At 62.8% G+C, this 19,629-nt stretch carries 15 protein-coding genes; 12 read left to right on the forward strand and 3 right to left on the reverse strand.

Annotation, left to right across the window (positions count from 1 at the left end; all coding sequences use genetic code 11):
• Window positions 1-5 precede the first annotated feature (5 nt).
• The gene (locus tag QCE88_RS30775; protein WP_309908961.1) at window positions 6-1,508 is read right to left on the reverse strand and encodes an MFS transporter; all 1,503 of its coding nucleotides are present in this window, start codon (window positions 1,506-1,508) and stop codon (window positions 6-8) included.
• Window positions 1,509-1,539: 31 nt separating this feature from the next.
• Between QCE88_RS30775 and QCE88_RS30780 the strand changes: the two genes are divergently transcribed.
• From QCE88_RS30780 to QCE88_RS30790, 3 genes are all read left to right on the forward strand, one after another.
• Entirely contained in the window at window positions 1,540-2,253 is a 714-nt protein-coding gene (locus QCE88_RS30780) for a helix-turn-helix transcriptional regulator (protein WP_309908963.1), read from the forward strand.
• Between the two features lie 269 nt (window positions 2,254-2,522).
• Window positions 2,523-3,596, forward strand: coding sequence for a phosphatase PAP2 family protein (locus QCE88_RS30785; RefSeq protein WP_309908964.1), 1,074 nt, complete (start codon window positions 2,523-2,525; stop codon window positions 3,594-3,596).
• Between the two features lie 811 nt (window positions 3,597-4,407).
• On the forward strand, window positions 4,408-7,821 hold the full coding sequence (locus tag QCE88_RS30790) for a molybdopterin-dependent oxidoreductase (protein ID WP_309908965.1): 3,414 nt from the start codon (window positions 4,408-4,410) through the stop codon (window positions 7,819-7,821).
• A 63-nt stretch (window positions 7,822-7,884) separates the two neighbouring features.
• On the opposite strand, the gene QCE88_RS30795 is transcribed toward QCE88_RS30790, so the two are convergent.
• The gene (locus QCE88_RS30795) at window positions 7,885-8,541 is read right to left on the reverse strand and encodes a TetR family transcriptional regulator C-terminal domain-containing protein (protein WP_309908966.1); all 657 of its coding nucleotides are present in this window, start codon (window positions 8,539-8,541) and stop codon (window positions 7,885-7,887) included.
• A gap of 5 nt (window positions 8,542-8,546) precedes the next feature.
• On the reverse strand, window positions 8,547-10,004 hold the full coding sequence (locus QCE88_RS30800; protein WP_309908967.1) for a PLP-dependent aminotransferase family protein: 1,458 nt from the start codon (window positions 10,002-10,004) through the stop codon (window positions 8,547-8,549).
• 221 nt (window positions 10,005-10,225) lie between these two features.
• On the opposite strand from QCE88_RS30800, the gene hydA reads away from it, so the two are divergent.
• Genes hydA through QCE88_RS30845 form a run of 9 tightly spaced genes read left to right on the forward strand, consistent with a single transcriptional unit; the run spans window position 10,226 to window position 19,599 of the window.
• Complete coding sequence (hydA, locus tag QCE88_RS30805) at window positions 10,226-11,674, forward strand: dihydropyrimidinase (protein WP_309908968.1); 1,449 nt, start codon at window positions 10,226-10,228, stop codon at window positions 11,672-11,674.
• Window positions 11,671-12,843 carry a 7,8-didemethyl-8-hydroxy-5-deazariboflavin synthase CofG gene (gene cofG, locus QCE88_RS30810; RefSeq protein WP_309908970.1) on the forward strand — a complete coding sequence of 391 codons (1,173 nt, stop codon included), beginning with the start codon at window positions 11,671-11,673 and terminating at the stop codon, window positions 12,841-12,843. Before hydA ends, cofG begins: the two co-directional genes overlap by 4 nt.
• On the forward strand, window positions 12,840-14,120 hold the full coding sequence (gene cofH, locus QCE88_RS30815; protein ID WP_309908972.1) for a 5-amino-6-(D-ribitylamino)uracil--L-tyrosine 4-hydroxyphenyl transferase CofH: 1,281 nt from the start codon (window positions 12,840-12,842) through the stop codon (window positions 14,118-14,120). Before cofG ends, cofH begins: the two co-directional genes overlap by 4 nt.
• A 16-nt stretch (window positions 14,121-14,136) precedes the next feature.
• Entirely contained in the window at window positions 14,137-15,090 is a 954-nt protein-coding gene (cofD, locus tag QCE88_RS30820) for a 2-phospho-L-lactate transferase (protein ID WP_309908974.1), read from the forward strand.
• Window positions 15,087-15,788: a 2-phospho-L-lactate guanylyltransferase gene (gene cofC, locus QCE88_RS30825; protein ID WP_309908978.1), complete on the forward strand. Its 702-nt coding sequence runs from the start codon at window positions 15,087-15,089 to the stop codon at window positions 15,786-15,788. The genes cofD and cofC overlap by 4 nt, the downstream gene beginning before the upstream one ends.
• Window positions 15,781-16,560, forward strand: a complete 780-nt coding sequence (gene cofE, locus QCE88_RS30830; protein WP_309908979.1) for a coenzyme F420-0:L-glutamate ligase — start codon at window positions 15,781-15,783, stop codon at window positions 16,558-16,560. The genes cofC and cofE overlap by 8 nt, the downstream gene beginning before the upstream one ends.
• A complete protein-coding gene (gene npdG, locus QCE88_RS30835; RefSeq protein ID WP_309908980.1) occupies window positions 16,557-17,255 on the forward strand; it encodes an NADPH-dependent F420 reductase in 699 nt (232 codons plus the stop codon). Before cofE ends, npdG begins: the two co-directional genes overlap by 4 nt.
• Before the next feature lie 39 nt (window positions 17,256-17,294).
• Complete coding sequence (locus QCE88_RS30840; RefSeq protein WP_309908981.1) at window positions 17,295-18,305, forward strand: TIGR03842 family LLM class F420-dependent oxidoreductase; 1,011 nt, start codon at window positions 17,295-17,297, stop codon at window positions 18,303-18,305.
• A gap of 37 nt (window positions 18,306-18,342) precedes the next feature.
• Complete coding sequence (locus tag QCE88_RS30845; RefSeq protein ID WP_309908983.1) at window positions 18,343-19,599, forward strand: Zn-dependent hydrolase; 1,257 nt, start codon at window positions 18,343-18,345, stop codon at window positions 19,597-19,599.
• Window positions 19,600-19,629 lie beyond the last annotated feature (30 nt).

Consider the following 19,629-nt stretch of genomic DNA (forward strand, 5'->3'; position numbering starts at 1 on the left):
GCGGGCTATGCATCGATCCGACGGGCTTCGAGTAATCGGATATCGTCGTGGTTGGCTGGCACGGCGACGCGCCAGTACACGGCCGCCGCCAGCGACAGACCGATCGCCAGGAACACGGCGATGCGCACGCCCGCTCCATGCGTCTGCGCTGCGCCTGTCAGTGCACCGAAGATCGCCACGCCAAAGGCCGAACCACTCTGCCGGCTTGCATTGAGCACGCCAGCCGCGATACCGGCGCGACATCGATCGACGGTACTCATCATCGCAGCGGTGCTGGCCGGCGTCACCAAGCCCGAGCCGAATCCGATCGCCGGAAAACACAGCGCGACCCGCCAATACGACGGGTCGTTCGACAACGTCAGCAAGCCCGCGAACCCCGCTGCATACAGCAACAATCCAGCTGCCACGATCCGGCGCGCACCGAAAGCCCGGCACAGTCGGCTTGCTGAAAAACTGCCGATCGCGACCATGACAGTGAGCGGCAAAAATGCGAGGCCTGTCTGGCGGGCGGACCAGCCGCGATTCTCCTGAAAATACAGACTCAGCAGAAACAGCAATCCATAAAAAATCAGCGCGGAAACGAGCGAGACGAAGACCGATGCAGAGAACACCGGAAGGCGGAAAAGACCGGGCGGAAGCATCGGCTGCGTGCGGCGACGCTCGATTGCAATGAAACAGCCCCAAGCCGTTACCGCGAGTGCAACACCAGCGAGGAGGGGCGTCGACGTCCAGCCCAGCTTCGCGCCTTCGACAAGAATCGCGACGGAGCTTCCGAGTGCGGCGATGGCCGCTACCTGACCGGCAAGATCCAGATGCGCTTCGCTACGCCGATGCGATGCGGACGGAATACGCGCGGTCAACCATGCCCCACAGATGGCGAGCGGTACGTTCACGAAAAAAATGCTGCGCCACCCGAACCAGTGAATCAGCAGGCCACCCACGAGCGGCCCGGCTGCCATCGCCATGCCGCCGCAACCGGCCCATACGCCGATCGCGCTCGCCCGTTCTGTCGCTACCGGATAGCCGATGCTGATGAGCGTCAACGAAGATGGCACGAGCAGCGCCGCGCCAACGCCCTGCAGCATGCGGGCAATCACGAGCGTCGCGAGATCCGGGGCTGCGCCGCATAAGGCCGATGCGGCCGCGAATACCAGCAAACCGGTCAGATAGACGTTTTTCGCGCCGAGACGATCGCCCAGCAGGCCACCGGTCAGCAGCAGGCAGGCGAAGGTCAGGGTATAGGCGGTGACCACCCACTGCAGGCCCGACACGTCCGAACCGAACGTGACGGCAATGCGCGCAAGGGCAATGTTGACGATCGAGGTATCGAGTATGACGACGACATAGCTGAGACTGGTCGCCCACATGATGCGCTGCTTGTAGCTGGCTGCTTCACTCACGGAACAAGGCTCCCGACACGATGACGGGTTGACTATAAGTGGTATGCCATCAACAATGCTTCGATGCGTATCGAAGTATGGCGAAGCCATTCTGGCGTCGCGATACACGACAAGAATCAGCTTGAACCGGAGCGTTGCCGTGAGCCAGCACACGATTTCCACCGTTGCCCATCTGATCGCAGAGCCCGTCCGCGCCATCATCCTGATCACGCTGACCGACAACTGTGCACGCTCGGCGAGTGGGTTGGCGGAAGTCGCCGGCGTGACCGCGCAGACCGCGAGTTCGCACCTCACCAAACTGCTCGATGGCGGTTTGCTGAAGGTGGAGAGCAAGGGACGGCACCGTTACTACAGACTGGCCGGCCCGCACATTGCGCGCGTGCTCGAGAGCCTCGCCTCAGTTGGCCCGGTCACTCGGGCCTGGCGCACGACACCGAACCGCTCCGCCCGGGAGCTGCGTTTCGCGCGCTGCTGCTACGACCATCTCGCGGGGCAAATCGGCGTAGCCATCACGCAGCGCATGATCGAGCGTGGCTGCCTTCTGGAGAACGACGAATACGCTTACGCGCTGACACCGCGCGGGCAGTCGTGGCTGCGGACACTTGGCATCGACCCCGGCGAGTCCTTCGCCGATCAGGCAGGACATGCGCATCGTTGCCTCGATTGGACCGAGCGCCAATACCACGTCGCCGGCGCGCTCGGTGCGCAACTGATGGATGCATTCTGTTCGAAGGGATGGATGAAGAGAGGTCGGGAGAGCCGCGTTGTGACGGTGACGGATGCTGGCTGGGAGGGTTTGAGGGAGCATCTCGGTATTGATCGTGCCGCCGAGCTGGACACTCGGGCACTTTGAGATTCGCTGCGTCGGGCCGGGATGACAACGTGAAGCGATTGAATTTTTGATCTGGGTGGCAGCGATCGCGCAGGTATGTACGGGGGGCAGGTTCTGGCCTCGCGGGACCGAATACGATTGGCGGAAGCCGAGCCGTTTGCGCTACACGCTGCAACTTGGTCCGAGGGCGCTTTTCAGGCCACAACGGTCAATCTCGCATCGCCTCTGTGGGCAAGCCATCGGCCATTTCTTAATCTCGCATATGTAAGGCTACTTAAACCGGTCTTCGCTTGCTGCCAGCAGTAGGGGCTGCTTTAAGTCCGCGCCTTCTGAACTGCACCATTCGCGAATTCAAGTCTTTGAACGAGGCGCCGTTAAACCAGCGATTAAGTCGAGACAAAACAAGCGAGAAGATGAAGTTAACCCTTCGAATGGCATGGCAGCGCGGCAGTTTCGATCACACCCCGTCGGGCCAGACGTTCGGCTTCACATGGGCGCTGTTGACGACGATCGTACTCGTGGATGTCGTCTGGCTGGCCTGTGGCGAATGGCATATACAGTGGCAAAGCCTGCTGAACAGAGCGACGTTCATCGCCGCTTGTTTTCTACCCCTTGTGTTCCGGAGGTGCCGCCGTTCGAGAAGGATACGCATTCTCTGCGAAGCGTATGCAGTCGCGACGGCATTCTCGACGGCCGCGATGATCTTTTCCTATCTCGTCGCTAGCACTGCGCACCCGCTGACCGATTCGTTCCTGGCGGCGGCCGACCTAAGTCTCGGCTTCCATTGGGGCGGCTATTACCAATGGTTCACCAGCCATCCCGACTACGCGCACCTTGCTGGCATTCTTTACTCCAGTACCATTTTGATACTGTTAGGTGAGGTGGCATTTCTCGCCCTGAGCGACCGGCGCGAAAGACTCGTCGAACTCATCGAGTTACTGGCTTCGACGCTGGTTGTGTCGATCATCGTCTCGTATCTCGCTCCGGCAACCGGCGCAGCAAAATATTACTGGGGAAAATATCACGCGGACATTTCTGATTGGACAGAATTTGAACTGCTGCGATCCGGCACATTGAGAACGATCGATGTCGCGCACATGCAAGGTTTGATTTCGATGCCGTCGATGCATATGGTGATCGGTGCGCTGCTGTGCTGGTCCGTGCGTGATACTCGGGCATTTGCGCCTTTTATCGTTCTGAACCTGATGATGCTGTCTGCCACGCCAGTCTATGGCGGACACCACGCCATCGATCTTGTGGCGGGCGCGTCGATGACCGTTGTCGCTATCGCCTTCCGACGTCGCGTGACGATGGTCGGCGGCTTGAGACATGCTGTCGGGCCACGGACTACGATCGATATTTGAAGCGAAGACTGCCGGCGACCTTTCGTCATGCCGCTGTATGTCCGCTGCTCGGCGGTGGCGGCCGGTCAAATATCAAAACGAAAGACGCGGCGAATGACGCCTGGTGGCCGCTAGCAGACGCGCCCGCAAGTAATCTCAGCTCGCAAGCAGCAACGGCTGCTTCGCGTGACACCGCGGTCGTAGGCGGACCGAGTGCTGGTCGACCGCAAAGGCCGACAAGCCGCGGTGATGCTCGTCATCCCTTCGCCCGCCACCGATGACTCTGGCTTGCAGCAACGATTGTATTGAACCCCAGACTCGGGGAGAGGGCGTCGGCTTTCGTGACTGATTCGTCGTCGAACTCGAGCGCGCCCTAGGATTGTCCTCGGCGGTGTGGTCGAAGAATTCGCTGCGGTCCTTCTGCTGAGCATAGTGTCATCGACCGCACCGCCATTCTCGACCCCAAGTCCCGACCGCACACAAGTACCTTGCCGCAAGGGCCCGAATGACCGCTAATTCGCTTCATCCTCTCCGGCCGTGAATTTCGGCTCCCCAGAACGCCCCGTCGGTCTTGTCTGGAATTCGACATCATCCGCCGTTGTTCGCGCTCATATGACGCCGCACAATTGAGTCCATGATCCAGGTCACTCGTGGCCACCCCAACGCGTGGTGAAACCGATCGTGTGCCACCACACGCTGCTGCGCAAGAACGAGTTGCCTGCATCTGCATGAGCATCACCAAGCTCAAGATCGCACGTGCAAGCTCAGCGGCACTCCGCACCGCCAAACAACCTCTTCCGAAGCCCAGCCAAAGATCCAACCGGAGTATTCGATGTCCCTATCACGCACGCCAGGATTCTGTGCCCTTTGCAAGTCCCGTTGCGGATCGGTCATGGTGACTGAAAACGGGAAATTCATCGGGCAGGAGCCGAACCCTGACCACCCAACCGGCGTGGCCTTGTGCGTGAAAGGGCGTGCAGCCCCGGAGATCGTGTACCGGCCCGAACGACAACTCTTCCCATTGATGAGGACGCGACCCAAGGGAGATCCCGACCCCGGCTGGAAGCAGATCAGCTGGGATGAGGCGCTTGACCGGGTCGCAGCGGGCTTGGGCAAGATTCGCGAAGAATCGGGAGCCGAAGCTGTCGCCTTCAGTTGGACCACGCCCAGCGGTACGCCCATTTCCGACAGCATTCAATGGGTCGAACGATTCACCTACGCCTTCGGAAGTCCGAATATTGCGTACGGCGTCGAGGTCTGCAACTGGCATAAGGACTTCGCTCATGCCTACACGTTCGGCCGTTCGATCGCGTCGCCGGACTTCGAAAAGACAGGATGCGTCGTGCTTTGGGGCCACAATCCCAGCGCGACCTGGCTTGATCACGCGACCGCAACCGGCGCCGCAGCGAATCGCGGCGCGAAGATCATTGTGGTCGATCCGCGCCGGGCCGGATTCGCTTCGAGAGCGGATCAATGGCTGCGTGTAAGGCCAGGTTCGGATGGCGCGCTCGCGTTGGGCATCGCGAGGGAGATGATCGCCAACCGGTGGTACGACGAGGACTTCGTCACGCAATGGAGCAACGGCCCTTTGCTCGTACGGACGGACACCATGCGGTTTCTGCGAGCGAAGGACCTCGCGGACGCGAGCGTTGCCCGGCCATTCGATGAAGACACCTTGGTCGCGCTGGACAAGTCAGGCGGACTGGTGGGCTACGGCAGGCAGTCGAAGCGCTATGCAGAAGGCGCACAGCCCACGCTGATGGCAAGCACCGAAGTGCGTACGGCAGATGGCGAGCGTATCGAATGCAGGAGCGCCTTCCAGCTGTACTGGGAGCTATGCGAAAAATACACCCCGGACGTCGTTGAACGTGTGTGCTGGGTACGCAGGGAACAGGTTGCGGAGACGGCGCGCATGCTCCATGACGCGCGGCCTGTGAGCTACTACATGTGGACGGGCACGGGCCAGCACACGAACGCCACGCAAACCGACCGGGCCATTGCCATTCTGATGGGACTCACCGGCAGTTTCGACACGCAAGGAGGCAACGTCGAGTTCGCCAGACCGCCATCGAACAATGTGGCCGACACGAGCCTCCTGACCGACGAACAACGGGCAAAGTGCATTGAACTCAGCCACTCGCCGCTCGGGCCGGGACGAAACGCCTGGGTGACCTCGGACTCGCTCTACACGTCCATTCTCGATGGCGAGCCCTACAGGATTCGCGGGATGATGGGCTTCGGACGCAACTTCCTCGTCACGCACGGCAATGTCCCGCGAGGCGTCGAAGCGTTCAAGGCGCTCGAATTCTACGTACACGCTGACGTCGTGCTGTCGCCGACCGCGGCCTATGCGGACATCTTCCTGCCCGTCAATACGCCGTGGGAGCGGGAGGCATTGCGCATTGGCTTCGAAGGCAGCCAGAGCGCGGAAAGCCATGTTCAGTTTCGCCAGGCCGCCATCGAGAGCCGTGGCGAGTCGCGCTCCGATGCCGAGATCGTCTTCCAGTTGGCCCAGCGTCTGGGTCATGGCGACCTGTTCTGGAACGGCAGCATCGAGGCCGGCATGAATCATATGCTGGCGCCGCTCGAACTGACCGTCGACCAGCTGCGTTTGCAGCCCAATGGCGTTCGCAAGAGCCTGACCACGCGATATCACAAGTATCGCGACACCGGATTCAAGACTCACACCGGAAAGATGGAGGTGTTCTCGGAAGTCTTCCGCGACGCAGGGCAGAATCCTCTGCCTGAATTCGTCGAACCGGCCATGTCGCCGATGCGGCAAGACTCGCCCGACTATCCGCTGGTGCTGACATCGGCGAAGGTGGTCCAGTTCTGTCACAGCCAGCATCGGGATATTCCGTCGCTGCGCAAGCGCTCGCCGGAACCGGAAGTACAGTTGCATCCGGACGCGGCCGGAGAACGCGGAATCGACGACGGCATGATGGTGGACGTCAAAACCCATCTCGGCGCGGTCAGGATGCGGGCGAAACTCGATGCGACGCTGGACCCTCGCGTCGTCTGGGCGCAGTACGGCTGGTGGGCCGGCAACAAGACGATGGGACTGCCCGCGCCCGCGCCGTTGTCGGCCGAAGACGCCAACCTGAACAGACTCATCTCCGACGAAGCCACCGACCCGATCAGCGGCTCGGTTGGACACCGCTCTTACCTCTGCGACGTCGTGCCGGTCCTGACGGGCACGGAGCGCGGCTGGATTGGCTGGCGTGAATTCCGCATCGCCTCGACGCGTCTCGAGGCCGATGGCGTCATGTCGTTCGTGTTCCGTCCCGTGGACAACAAGCCGCTGTCGCCGTTTCGTGGCGGTCAGCATCTGAATATCCGTGTGCGCACGGCGGAGGGCGCGACGATCGTGCGGTGTTATTCCCTATCGGGCGCACAGGAGGAGGGTTCCTACCGAATTTCAGTCAAGCTCGCCCGTGGCGCGAATGACTATGTCGGGCAGATGTCCGGGCTTTTGCATACGTTGACGGCAGGCGCGCGCGTCGAGCTGCAAGCGCCGAAGGGCAAGTTCCATCTGCCGTTCGTCGATGAGAACGTGCAGTTCGAGCGGCCGGCGGTGTTCATCGCGGGTGGCATCGGCATCACGCCTTTCGTTTCCATGCTGTACCAGTTGCGCGCACAAGGGAACACGAGCCCGGTGCGGCTAGTGTATGGCGTGCGCTCTGGCAGGGATCACGCATTCCGGCAGGAATTGTCGGACTTGAAGGCCTCGATGCCTGGCTTGCAGGTCGTCACGTTCTATGGCGTCGTCGAGGCGTGTGACCGCACCGGAAACTGCTTCGACTTCGAGGGCAACATCTCGCTCGAAGCGCTGCTCGCGGACCATGGCGTCGAGGCCGATTTCTACATGTGCGGGCCGCCGATGATGGTCGACATCGTGACCGACATGCTTCGACAAGCCGGGGTAGCGAAGGACCGGATTCACATGGAGGCGTTCGGGCCTTCGAGCAGGAAAGCGGTCCTGGAACACAACGGGCCGCAACCCGTGAGCTTGTCGCGCTCGAACACAGGCATCACGTGGGATCCCGCCGCCGGCAGCCTGCTCGACCAGCTGGAGAAGACAGGTGCGGCCCTGGCCAGCGGATGCCGAACCGGGCAGTGCGAGAGTTGCGTGCTGAGACTGGTCGAGGGCGAGGTCATGCATCCCGATGGCACAGCGACGGTCGAAGCCGGGAAGTGCCTGCCCTGCGTCGCCATACCGCTCACGCCGGTGACGCTCGAAGGGTGAGCGAATCATCGGCATGCGAAACCTGCCGGAATGCTCGCCAGACAATCGGTCAGGCGCCACGCATCATTCTTCTTCGAGCTTCAACGTGCGTTTGACAAGCGTCTTGAGTGTCGCGCGCGCGATGCTCTGATCCGCCGATGTCAGCCGTTTCTTGCCAAGCACCAATTGCATCTGGGAAGAAAAGTCGGCGTAAGCCTGCGTCGATGCCCAGATCGCGAAAATCAGATGCTCCGCGCTGACCTGGTCGGCCAGTCCGGCCTCCATCCAGCTCTCGAGGGTCGCGATGTTCTGATGGAGCATCGGCACCAGACGCGCCTTGATCTCCTTTCCATAGTTCCTCGCGCCGCCGATGATTTCGAGCGCATAGACTCGGGACCCGTTGGGCCGGTTGACCGAGAAATCGATCTTCGCGTCGATGTAGGCATCAAGCGCCTCGGCGGGAGGCAAGTCGGTGTGTGCAAGAGCATCGAGACTCTGAAGCCAGGCGCTCATGACATCGTCGAGGACGCGCTTGTACAGCGAGAGCTTGTTCGGGTAGTAATACAGCAGGTTCTGCTTCGAGACGCCTGCGCGCTCTGCAATGATATTGATCGACGCACCATCGAAGCCGAGTTGCGCGAAGACTTCCTCGGCCTGGAGCAGGATCTTCTGTTCCATGTCGCCGCGCAGGCGAGCACGGCGAGACGGGGTCGCGGGCGCTGCGGTGTCTGGGCTGGCCATGCACGTTACCTCTTGATCGTTTGGAAAAAGTGCTGCACACGCGGATGGTCGATCCACGCCAGATTGAAGCGAAACCAGGGTGGGTCGGCGGATCGCTTCCCGCAAAAGAAGCTTCCCGGCAAGAGCAGCAGCCCGGCTTCCAGCGCGGCGTTCGCAATGGCCGCACCGGATGTTGCGTTGGGCGAGTCGCCTGCGTGGGAGTCGAATTCCGCGCAGATGAAGAAGCCGCCCTGTGGCCTGGTCAGCGGGCGCATGCCATAGGACTCCAGTATGGCCACGCCTTTGTCGATGGCGAGGGCCAGTCGGGTTTCGAGGCGCGCAACCGTGCGCCGATATTCACTCGACACCAATGCATGCCTGACGATGCGCTCTTCGAGCTCCGAACTCGGCAAGCCCGTCACCATCTTCGTGCGGGCGAAATCGCGAATCAGATCCTCCGACGCGCAGATGGAGCCCACCCGGAATTGAGGCGACAGCGTCTTCGACGTGCTGTCGATGCGTATGACGCGCTGCAAGCCGTCCAATGCCGCAAGTGATGGGTCGCCCGGACGGGCTAGCTCGCGTGATACGTCCATCTCGACCAGACGCAGACCGCGACGTTCAGCGATATTGATCAGGTGATGCGCGTCGCTCGCATTGAGCGTCGTGCCCAGAGGATTGTGAAGCACGGTCTGAACGAAAAAGAGCTTCGGCTGATGTTGCGCACACAGGCGGTCGAATGCGTCGAGGTCGAGTCCGCCCGCGCCGCGCGGCACACGCATGAGTTCGCAGCCGTGTTGCTCGATCAGGGCTGCAAGCGGCGGGTATCCCGGTTCTTCCATCAGCACGGTGTCACCGTGGCGGGTCAGCGTCCGCAGAACGATGTCGAAAGCGTGCGTTGCGCCGTGCGTAAGGAGGATATGGCCCGGATCCACATGCAGCAGTCCGGCGACGGACAGTCGCTGCGACCACACTTCGCGCAATTCAGGCAGGCCGAGCGGATGCCCGTAGCCTTGCGCTCTTTGCTGGCTCAGCCTGATTGCCTGACGCCCGATCCCTTGCATCCATTCCGTGTCGAGCCATGAGGCCGGCAACCATCCCGCGCTGACCGGGAGCACGCTCGTGCTGGGCGTGTACAGCTCCGCCATGAGCGGATCGATGTATTGCGGTGTCGCCAGATCGAATGGCCGCCGGGTTGCGGTCCTTGCAGGCGCCCGGCTGTTCACGAAATAGCCCGCCCCGGGCCGGCCGATCAACAGGCCGTCGGCGACCAGCCGGCTGTAGGCCTCCGCCACGGTAAAGGTGCTCAGCCCGAGCACCCGGGAGATCCGGCGCACGGAGGGCAGGCGCTCGCCGGCGGGCAGTTTGCCCGCCGTCATCATGTCCGCGATGCCGGCGACAAGCTGGCTCACGAGTTCCCCCCGTCTGGAGCGGTCGATGACCAGGCGCTGCCACGCTCCCGGCAACTGAGAGTCGTCATCCATCGTGCGGTCCTCCCGCTGTGTTGCTCGGCTGTGTTGCTCATCTGGCCTGCACGGTTGGTGGAGTTTTTCCGCCGCTGTACATGTTCGCCGCAAATTTGGTTTCCTACATTGAGTTCACATTTTACCGCTTGGAAAAATATTGACCTAACGGACAAAAATATTTTTTTGCGCGGCTCCAGGGTTCGAAACGGCTCGATGGCAAGTGAAAGTAAGGAGGAGCGATGAAGTGCGTGCTTATTCGTGGTGGCATCGTGGTCAATGCGGACCATGAACGACGTGCCGACGTGCTGTGTGTCGGCGACCGGATCGTCGAGGTCGGGCTCGACCTGAAGGGCGCAGACGGCGCTCAGGTCATCGATGCTGGCGGCGCGTATGTCATGCCCGGCGGCATCGACCCGCACACGCACATGCAGTTGCCGTTCATGGGGACCGTGGCCGCCGACGACTTCTTCACCGGCACCGCTGCCGGCCTGGCCGGAGGAACGACTTCGATCATCGATTTCGTCATTCCCGCACCCCGACAACCGCTGATGGACGCGTACAGAACCTGGCGCGGATGGGCGGAAAAGTCCGCCTCCGACTACAGCTTTCACGTCGCCGTCACCTGGTGGGATGAAAGCGTGCACGCGGACATGGGCCGGCTCGTGGAAGAAGAGGGCGTGAACAGCTTCAAGCACTTCATGGCCTACAAGAACGCCATCATGGCGGACGACGAGATCATGGTGAACAGCTTCAGCCGGGCATTGGAACTGGGCGCCATTCCCACCGTTCATGCCGAGAATGGAGAGCTCGTCCACACGTTGCAGCAGCGGCTTCTCGCGGCCGGGATCAGCGGACCCGAAGCGCATCCGCTTTCGCGTCCGCCCGTCGTCGAGGCCGAAGCGGCTCAACGTGCGATTGCCATTGCCGAAGCGATGGGCGTGCCACTCTATATCGTCCACGTCAGCTGCACCGAGTCCGCCGACGCCATCGCGCGCGCCCGCGCTCGCGGGCTCCGAATCTATGGCGAGGTTCTGGCGGGACATCTGGTCGTGGACGAATCGGTCTATCTGAACCGCGACTTCGCAAGCGCGGCAGCGCATGTCATGAGTCCCCCGTTCCGCGATGCCGCGCACCAGAGCTCGCTCTGGAATGGTCTGCAAAGCGGCTCGCTTCACACCACTGCGACCGATCACTGCACGTTCTGCGCGTCGCAGAAGGCGATGGGCGAAACCGACTTCACCCGCATTCCCAACGGCTGTGGCGGCGTAGAAGAGCGCATGGCCGTCATCTGGGATGCCGGCGTCAATTCCGGAAGGCTGACGCCATCAGAATTCGTTCGGATCACGTCCGCCAATGCCGCGAGCATTTTCAATATCTACCCGCGCAAGGGCGTTATCGCGGCTGGCGCGGACGCCGATATCGTGGTCTGGGATCCCCAGGCGACCCGAACGCTGTCGGCTTCGACCCAGTTTTCGAAGGGCGACTTCAACATCTTCGAAGGACGTACAGTCCGGGGCCTTCCCGCTTACACCATCACGGCAGGCAGCATCGCGTTCGCCCGCGGCGACTTGAGGGCCGAACGAGGACAGGGGCGTTATGTGCATCGGGCGCCATTCTCGACTCAGTTCAACGCAAACCAGCTACGAAACGAGCGCAACGTACCGCGCGCGGTCGAGAGGTCGCTATGAGCGTCATCTCCCGTGAAGAAGCCTGCGCGCTCGCCGCTGTGAGCGGAGCGGAACTCGCGCGGCTGATGGACCGTGCGGCTGGAATACGCGACGGCAGCTGGGGGCGCAACGTCACGTACTCACGCAAGGTCTTCGTGCCGCTCACCAATCTGTGTCGCGACAAGTGTGGCTACTGCACTTTTGCGAAGCAGCCCGGCACGCCGGGTGCAGGCTATCTGACGCCGGAACAGGTGCTCCAGATCGTCCGGCGCGGCGAGGCCCTGGGTTGCAAGGAAGCGCTGTTCTCGCTGGGCGAGAAGCCCGAACTTCTGCACCCCGAGGCGGCAGACATGCTGGCCGCGCTGGGCTATGAGAGCACCATCGATTACGTCATTGCGATGTGCAAGCGCGTGCTCGAAGAAACGTCGCTCGTTCCGCACGTGAATGCCGGAACGCTCGACCCGGGCGAGGTGCGCCGCGTCAAGGCGGTGGCCGGCAGCGCCGGCATCATGCTGGAGACGATCAGCCGGCGGCTGACGGCTCGTGGACAAGCGCATTTCGCCTGTCCGGACAAGGTGCCGGTGCAACGGCTTCGCACACTGGAGCGAGCAGGAGAGGCGAGCCTGCCGATGACCACGGGCATTCTCATCGGCATTGGGGAGACCTGGGAAGAACGCATCGATAGCCTGCTCGCGATTGCCGAACTCCATGTGCGATACGGCCACATTCAGGAAGTCATCGTGCAGAACTTCCGCGCGAAGCCCGGCACGCCGATGGCGCTGTGCGCAGAGCCGGACATGGACGACATGCTGCGCACCCTCGCTGTCGCGCGGCTGCTGCTTCCGCCCGGGATTTCGCTGCAAGCGCCGCCGAATCTGAACGAGGCGTTCGAGCGCTACCTGCTTGCGGGAATCAACGATTTCGGCGGCATCTCGCCGGTGACCGCGGATCACATCAATCCCGAGCGCGCGTGGCCGGCCGTCGGTGAAATTGCCCGGAGAAGCGCAACGCTCGGCTTCGAACTCGTCGAGCGATTGACGGCGTATCCGTCGTTCCTGCAACCGCAGCATGTGAGCCGCTTCTTTGGCGCGAAACCGCTGGTCGCCCTCGCGGCACTCGCCCGCGTGGACGGCCTCGCCCGTCACCAGGCACATGAGCGCCTGCAATCGCATCAGGAGGTACAGGTATGAATCCCCAAACCTATGCAGAACTGGTTCCCGCCGATAGCGCGGCTATCGGCGATGTGCTGAACTCAGCCTCGGACCGGACCCGTCATATCCTCGAACGAACGCTGTCCGGGGCGGAGCTTGGCGTGTTGGATGCAGAACATCTGCTCGGAGCGCCGCTGACGGATGTGCCGGCCATCGCGGCGTCGGCGAACGTGGTTCGCGCGTCCCGGTGCGGCAACAACGTCAGCTTCGTCGTCACACGGAACATCAACTTCACCAACGTCTGCTACATGGGTTGCCGCTTCTGCGGCTTCGCGAAACGGCGTGAAAGCGCGGGTGCCTATTGGCTCGACTTCGATGAAGTCGCGCATCGCGCCCAGGTGGCCTGGGACCGGGGGGCGACCGAAGTATGCATGCAGGGCGGTCTTCATCCGGATCTGCCGCCCACTTACTATCGCGATGTGCTGCGCGCGGTCAAGCGGCAGGTGCCGGCGATGCATGTCCACGCGTTTTCGCCTTTCGAGGTCTGGTTCGGCGCACGCAAACGCAAGATGCCGGTCACCGAGTTTCTCGCGGAACTGAAGGAAGCAGGACTGGGTTCGATCCCAGGAACGGCAGCCGAGATCCTCGACACCGAGATTCGCCGGCAACTCACGCGCGACAAGCTTTCGGCGGCCGCGTGGGAGGACACGATTCGCGCAGCGCACGCCGTGGGGCTTCGCAGCACCTCGACGATGATGTACGGCCACATCGACAGTCCGCGCCACTGGGCTCACCATATCGACCGTCTGCGGAGCATCCAGAAGGACACGGGCGGATTCACGGAGTTCGTGCCGCTTGGATTCGTGCATGCCGATGCGCCCTTGTACGTGGAAAAGCGCATTCCAGGGGTTCGACCGGGGGCCACGCCAGCGGAGCACATCAAGGTTCACGCGGTATCCCGTCTGATGCTGGCGGGCTGGATCGACAACATTCAGGTCTCGTGGGTCAAGCTCGGTACCGAGACGGCTCAGACGCTGCTGCGCGCGGGTGTCAACGATCTCGGCGGAACGCTGATGGACGAGACGATCTCGCGTTCGGCAGGTTCGTCGCACGGCGAGGAGGTCACCGCGTTCGAAATGGTCCAGATCATCCGGCACGCGGAACGTGATGCGGTGCGTCGTTCGACGCTCTACAAGACGCTCGAGGTGTACCACGACCACGACCCCATCGACATCGGTACGCTGAAGCCGCGCGCGCAGAGTCCGGTCCGCTTCATGACGCGGCCGGTGTCGGCTCTGGAGACCAGCCATGTCTAGGCGTCCGCCGAAGGTCGTGCTGCTCGCGGGCGGCGTCGGCGGGGCGAGGATGGCGCGCGGTCTGGTGGGCGCGCTGCCGCCGGACAGTCTCTCGGTCATCGTGAATATCGGCGATGACGAGCGCTTTCACGGTCTCACCGTCTGCCCGGACCTGGATACGGTCATCTACACCTTGGGCAACGTGGTTCACGCGCAGCAGGGATGGGGCGTCGCGGGGGACACGGCAAACGCGCTCGGGATGCTGCGCAAGCTCGGCGCCGCCGATACGTGGATGCATCTCGGCGACGGCGATATCGGCCTGCATCTGTTTCGGGCGCAGTGCCTTGCCGAAGGCGCGTCGTTGACCTCGATCACGGCACGCATCGCGAAGGCATTGAAAGTGAAGGCTGCGGTCATGCCGGCAAGCGATGACCCCGCGCCGACGCTCATCGAAACCGATGAAGGGAGCCAACGCTTCCAGCAATGGTTCGTCCAGCAACGCGCGCAACCCGCAGTGCGGGCGCTTCGCTACATGACCGACGAGGCGCGGCTGTCCGGCGCTGCCGCTCAGGCGCTGGCCGAGGCTGACCTCATCGTGATTGCTCCGTCCAATCCCTTGCTGTCGATCCTCCCGATGCTCGCGCTGCCCGGATTTCGTGACGCGCTAGCGAAGACACGTGCGCAGCGTGTTGCCGTGTCGCCGCTGATCGGCGGCAGAGCGATCAAAGGCCCGCTCGACAGGATGCTGGGCGACCTCGCGATAGGAGAGGGCAACGCGGCGATCGCAACGCTCTACGGCGACCTGCTGGACCGTCTGGTGATCGACGAATCCGATCATGCCGATGTCGACAGGCTGAAAGCCGCAGGCGTTCCACAGGTTCAGCTTGCTGCAACACGGATCGGCGACCGGGCCGCCGCGACGGAACTGGCCCGGGCGGTGTTGCTGGCGAGCGGCGTCGAGCTGAACCACGATGTGTGGAGGACAGCATGAAGACCCTGGTGGCGGTTCCGATGAAGCGTCTCAGCGCCGCGAAATCCCGCTTGTCGACTGGGCTGGATTGCGCACAGCGGGAGCGTATCGCGCTTCGACTATTCATTCGCGGGCAGCAATTCCTGTCCACAGAGTTTCCGGAACTCGTCCGGATCGTCGTGACGAACTGCCCGTTCGTCGCAGAAGCCGCGTCGGAAACCCGAACGTTCACCTTGTCCGATGTGCCCGCCCCGGCAGTGGCCCAGCGCGGACAAGCAGGGCTGAACAACGCGGCGATGATCGCGCTGAACCATGCGCGGCAGACGGGATTCGACTGGCTGCTGTTGCTGCCCGGCGACCTCGCCTGTCTGCGCGCGGATGAGTTCCGGCAGCTTCTGGCGACGCGCGCACCGGGCTGTGCGACTGTCGTTGCCTCCCGCGACGGAGGCACGAACGCGTTGCTTCTTCCAGTGGGCGGGTTGTCTTCGTCCTGGTCCTTCAATTACGGCGGCAAGTCTGCTGAGCGCCACGCCGCGTTGCTGAAGAACGAGGGCCTCCGCGTGACGTGCCTGGCGTTGCCGGGCCTCGCGTTCGATGTCGACACGCTGGACGACTACGCACGGCTGCGCAGTCAGTGGGAAGACAACCGTGATGTCAGTCAGAACGGCTCGGCGTGGAAGGCGCGGCGATTTCATTGCGAAGAGGTCAGCCATGTCTGACCGCTCGTCCGTCGAAGCCTTCGCACTGAGCGGTATTCCCGAAGTGCGTCCCGACGACGATATCGCGGCTTTCATTGCCGATGCCATGGAGGCGTCCGGGCGCACGTGGGAACCCTCCGACATCGTCGTGGTGGCGCAAAAGATCGTTTCGAAGGCCGAGAACCGCATTCGCCATGTCGCCGAGATCGAACCGGGCCGCGAGGCCAGGGAGATATCGGCGGCGTGCGGAAAGGACGCACGGAAGGTTCAGGCGATCCTCGATGAAAGCACTGACATCCTGCGCGTCGTGCCCGCGCGGCCCGCGGGGCTGGTGATTGCGCGGCACGTATCCGGATGGGTGTGTGCCAATGCCGGCATCGATGAAAGCAATCTCGGCGGCAACGAAGGCCAGCTGCTTCTGTTGCCCGTGGATCCCGATGCGAGTGCGCGACGCATCGCGCATGGCATTGCAGCGAGAACGGCGATCCGGCCCGGCGTCATCGTGACGGACACGTTCGGCCGGGCCTGGCGCAATGCGCTGGTGAATGTCGCGATCGGCCTCTCCGACGTGCCGCCCATCATCGACTGGGTCGGACAGAAGGACGCCTTCGGGCGGGAACTGCAAGTGTCTCAACAAGCATTCGCCGATGAAATCGCGGCCGCAAGCGGCCTGCTGATGCCCAAGGACGCTGCGACTCCGGTCGTCATCTTCCGTGGACTGCAATGGCGTGCGGACCCCGACGCGAGTGCGCGCCGCTACGTACGCCCCCTTAATGAGGACCTTTTCAAATGACCATCGCCATTCTTGGAGGAACCGGCCCGCAAGGGCAGGGGCTGGCAAAGCGCTTCGCCGTCGCGGGTGTTCCCGTCGCGCTCGGTTCACGCGATGCCGCACGAGCCAGCGAGATCGCGCAAGCACTCAATGACTCGCTTGCGAGCGATCCATCCGTGCGCGGCGCGACTTTCACGCCGGTGTCAGGCTATTCGAATGAAGAGGCCGTGGCCCGATCGGACCGCATCGTGGTGCTCGCGGTGCCGTATGCCGCGCACGACGCCACGCTGCAATCCGTCGCCGACGGACTGACGAACCGGATCCTGGTCGATATCGTCGTTCCGCTGGCGCAGGGCAATCCGCGCGCGGTCGCGATGCCGCCGGAGGGGTCGGCGACCGAAGCAGCCCAGCAACTCCTGGGCGACTCGGTTCCGGTGGTGGGCGCGCTTCACAACGTGTCGGCTCATACGCTGAATCATATGGATGCGCCCATCAACTGTGACGTGCTCATCGTCGGGAACGAGACCAGTGCGAAGGAAGAAGTCGCCGCCCTGATCGAAAAGCTGAACGTGAACGTGTACGACGCCGGTCCCGCCGCCTCGGCACGATGCGTCGAAGCCATCACCCCGATTCTCATCCGCCTCAACATCAGCAAGAAAGTTCCTTTCAGCCACGCCGGCATCCGCATCTGGGCGCCCGGCATGGCGGCCGCCTGATTGATCCCGACGTTCTCCGCACACAACGAAGGAGTAGACATGGAATTTGGCATTTGCTTCAAGGGCTTCGTCGAAGCCGACCGCGCACGCTACCTGGCTCGCATGGCGGAAGTCGCCGGCTTCCGATACTGCTGGTTCTATGACTCGCACATTCTCTGGCGCGAGCCCTATCCGGCGATGGCCATGCTGATGGAGCACACCAAGGAGATGCGCTTCGGTCCGCTGGTCACGAATCCGGACCTGCGTGACTGGTCGCTGGCGGCATCGCTCTTCGGCTCGCTGGCGAAGCAAAGCGGCAATCGCTTCGAATTCGCGGTTGGACGTGGCGACAGTTCGCGCCGCGTCATGGGCAACAAGCCCGCGCCGCTCGAACGCGTCGCCGAGTTCGTGCACAAGGTGAAGGCCATGGTGCGCGGCGAGGAAGTCACCTACGAAGGGTGCCCGAATCCGGTGAAGTTTCCGTGGGCCGACGGCTACGACATGCCCGCGTGGATCGGCGCCTATGGTCCTCTTGCACTGAAGTGCGCGGGCGAACACGCGGAAGGCGTCGTCCTGCAGATCGCCGATCCCGGTTTGTGCCAGTGGTTCGCGGACCAATGCAAGGCGGCTGCCCGTGCCGCAGGGCGTGACGCCGGCAAGTTCCGTGTGATGGCAGCGGCGCCGGCGTACTTCCGCAGCATGGAGGAAGGCATCGAGGCGACCAAATGGTTTCCGGCCATGGTCGGGAACCACGTCGCGGATATCGTGGAGAAATACGGCAAGGACACGGATCTGGTCCCGCAGAGCCTCACGAGCTACGTGGAAAAGCGCCGCGGCTACGACTACTCGAAGCACGGCCAGAGCGACAACCCGTTCCTGGACTTCATCACGCCCGATGTCGTGAAATCCTTCTGCGTGCTCGGCACGCCTCAGGAGCATGTCCGGAAGCTGAACCAGCTCAAGGAAGCCGGTGTCACCCAGTTCAACATCTACCTCGACAACGGCGACGAAGAAAACATCATCGCAACGTATGGCCGCGAGGTGATTCCGGCATTCGCAGGAAGAGCCTGACGTGCTGCTCGAAACGGATATCAAAGGAGTGTCTGCCATGAGCAGCCATGCAGTGACGGATCAGGCGCTGTCCATCAACCAGGAGCGGCTGTGGAACTCGCTGATGGAGCTTGCATCCATCGGCGCGACGCCGAAGGGCGGTGTCAAGCGTCTTGCTCTGACCGACCTCGACAAGCAAGGCCGCGACAAGGTGGTCTCGTGGGCGAAAGAGGCCGGCCTGACCGTAACCGTCGATCAGATCGGCAACATCTTCATGCGGCGCGCGGGAAGAAACCCCGGGCTTGCGCCGGTCATGACCGGCAGCCACATCGACACGCAACCGACCGGCGGCAAGTTCGACGGCAATTACGGCGTGCTGGCTGGTCTCGAAGTGGTGCGCACGCTGAACGAGCAGGGCATCGAAACCGATGCGCCTATCGAAGTCGCGGTCTGGACGAACGAAGAAGGCTCCCGCTTCGTTCCCGTGATGATGGGTTCAGGCGTGTTTTGCGGCGCCTTCACGCTCGAACACGCCTATTCCATGAAGGACGTGGATGGCGTCAGCGTCAGGGACGAGCTGGAGCGCATCGGCTATCTGGGCACGGAGCACTGCGGCGATCATCCGGTCGGCTCGTATTTCGAAGCACACATCGAGCAGGGTCCGGTTCTGGAAGATGCTGACCGGGTCATCGGCGTCGTGCCCGCGGTGCTGGGCTTGTCCTGGTACGACTGCGTGGTGACGGGTGTCGAATCGCACGCGGGTCCGACGCCCATGCCCTTGCGGCGCGACGCACTCCAGGCAGCGACGGTGCTGATGCAGGACGTGGTCGCCATTGCCAACCGCCATGCGCCGTCCGGACGCGGCACGGTGGGCTACGTGCAGGTGTTTCCGAACAGCCGCAACGTGATTCCCGGCGAGGTGCGCTTCTCCATCGACTTGCGCAACGAGACCGGCCCGCTGCTCGACCAGATGCACGAGGAACTGCTCGCCTGTATCGCGAAAGTTCAGGGAAGCCGTGGCGTGAAGGTTTCGCTCGAGCGGGTGTCGCACTATCCCCCGTGTCCCTTCGATGCCGGTTGTGTCGATGCCGTGCGCTCGGCCACCGAGCGCTTCGGTTACTCGCACATGGACGTGGTCTCGGGTGCGGGACACGATGCCATCTACGCGGCACGCGTCGCGCCGGCCGCGATGATCTTCGTCCCCTGCAAGGACGGGATCAGTCACAACGAAATCGAGGACGCGCGCGCCGACCACCTCGCCGCCGGTTGCAACGTGCTGATGCACGCCATGCTCGAAAGGGCAAAGGTCGTCTGATTGCGAACGAGACAACGCTCATCACTCAAT

This window comes from Caballeronia sp. LZ035, assembly GCF_031451175.1.
Taxonomy (GTDB): Bacteria; Pseudomonadota; Gammaproteobacteria; order Burkholderiales; family Burkholderiaceae; genus Caballeronia.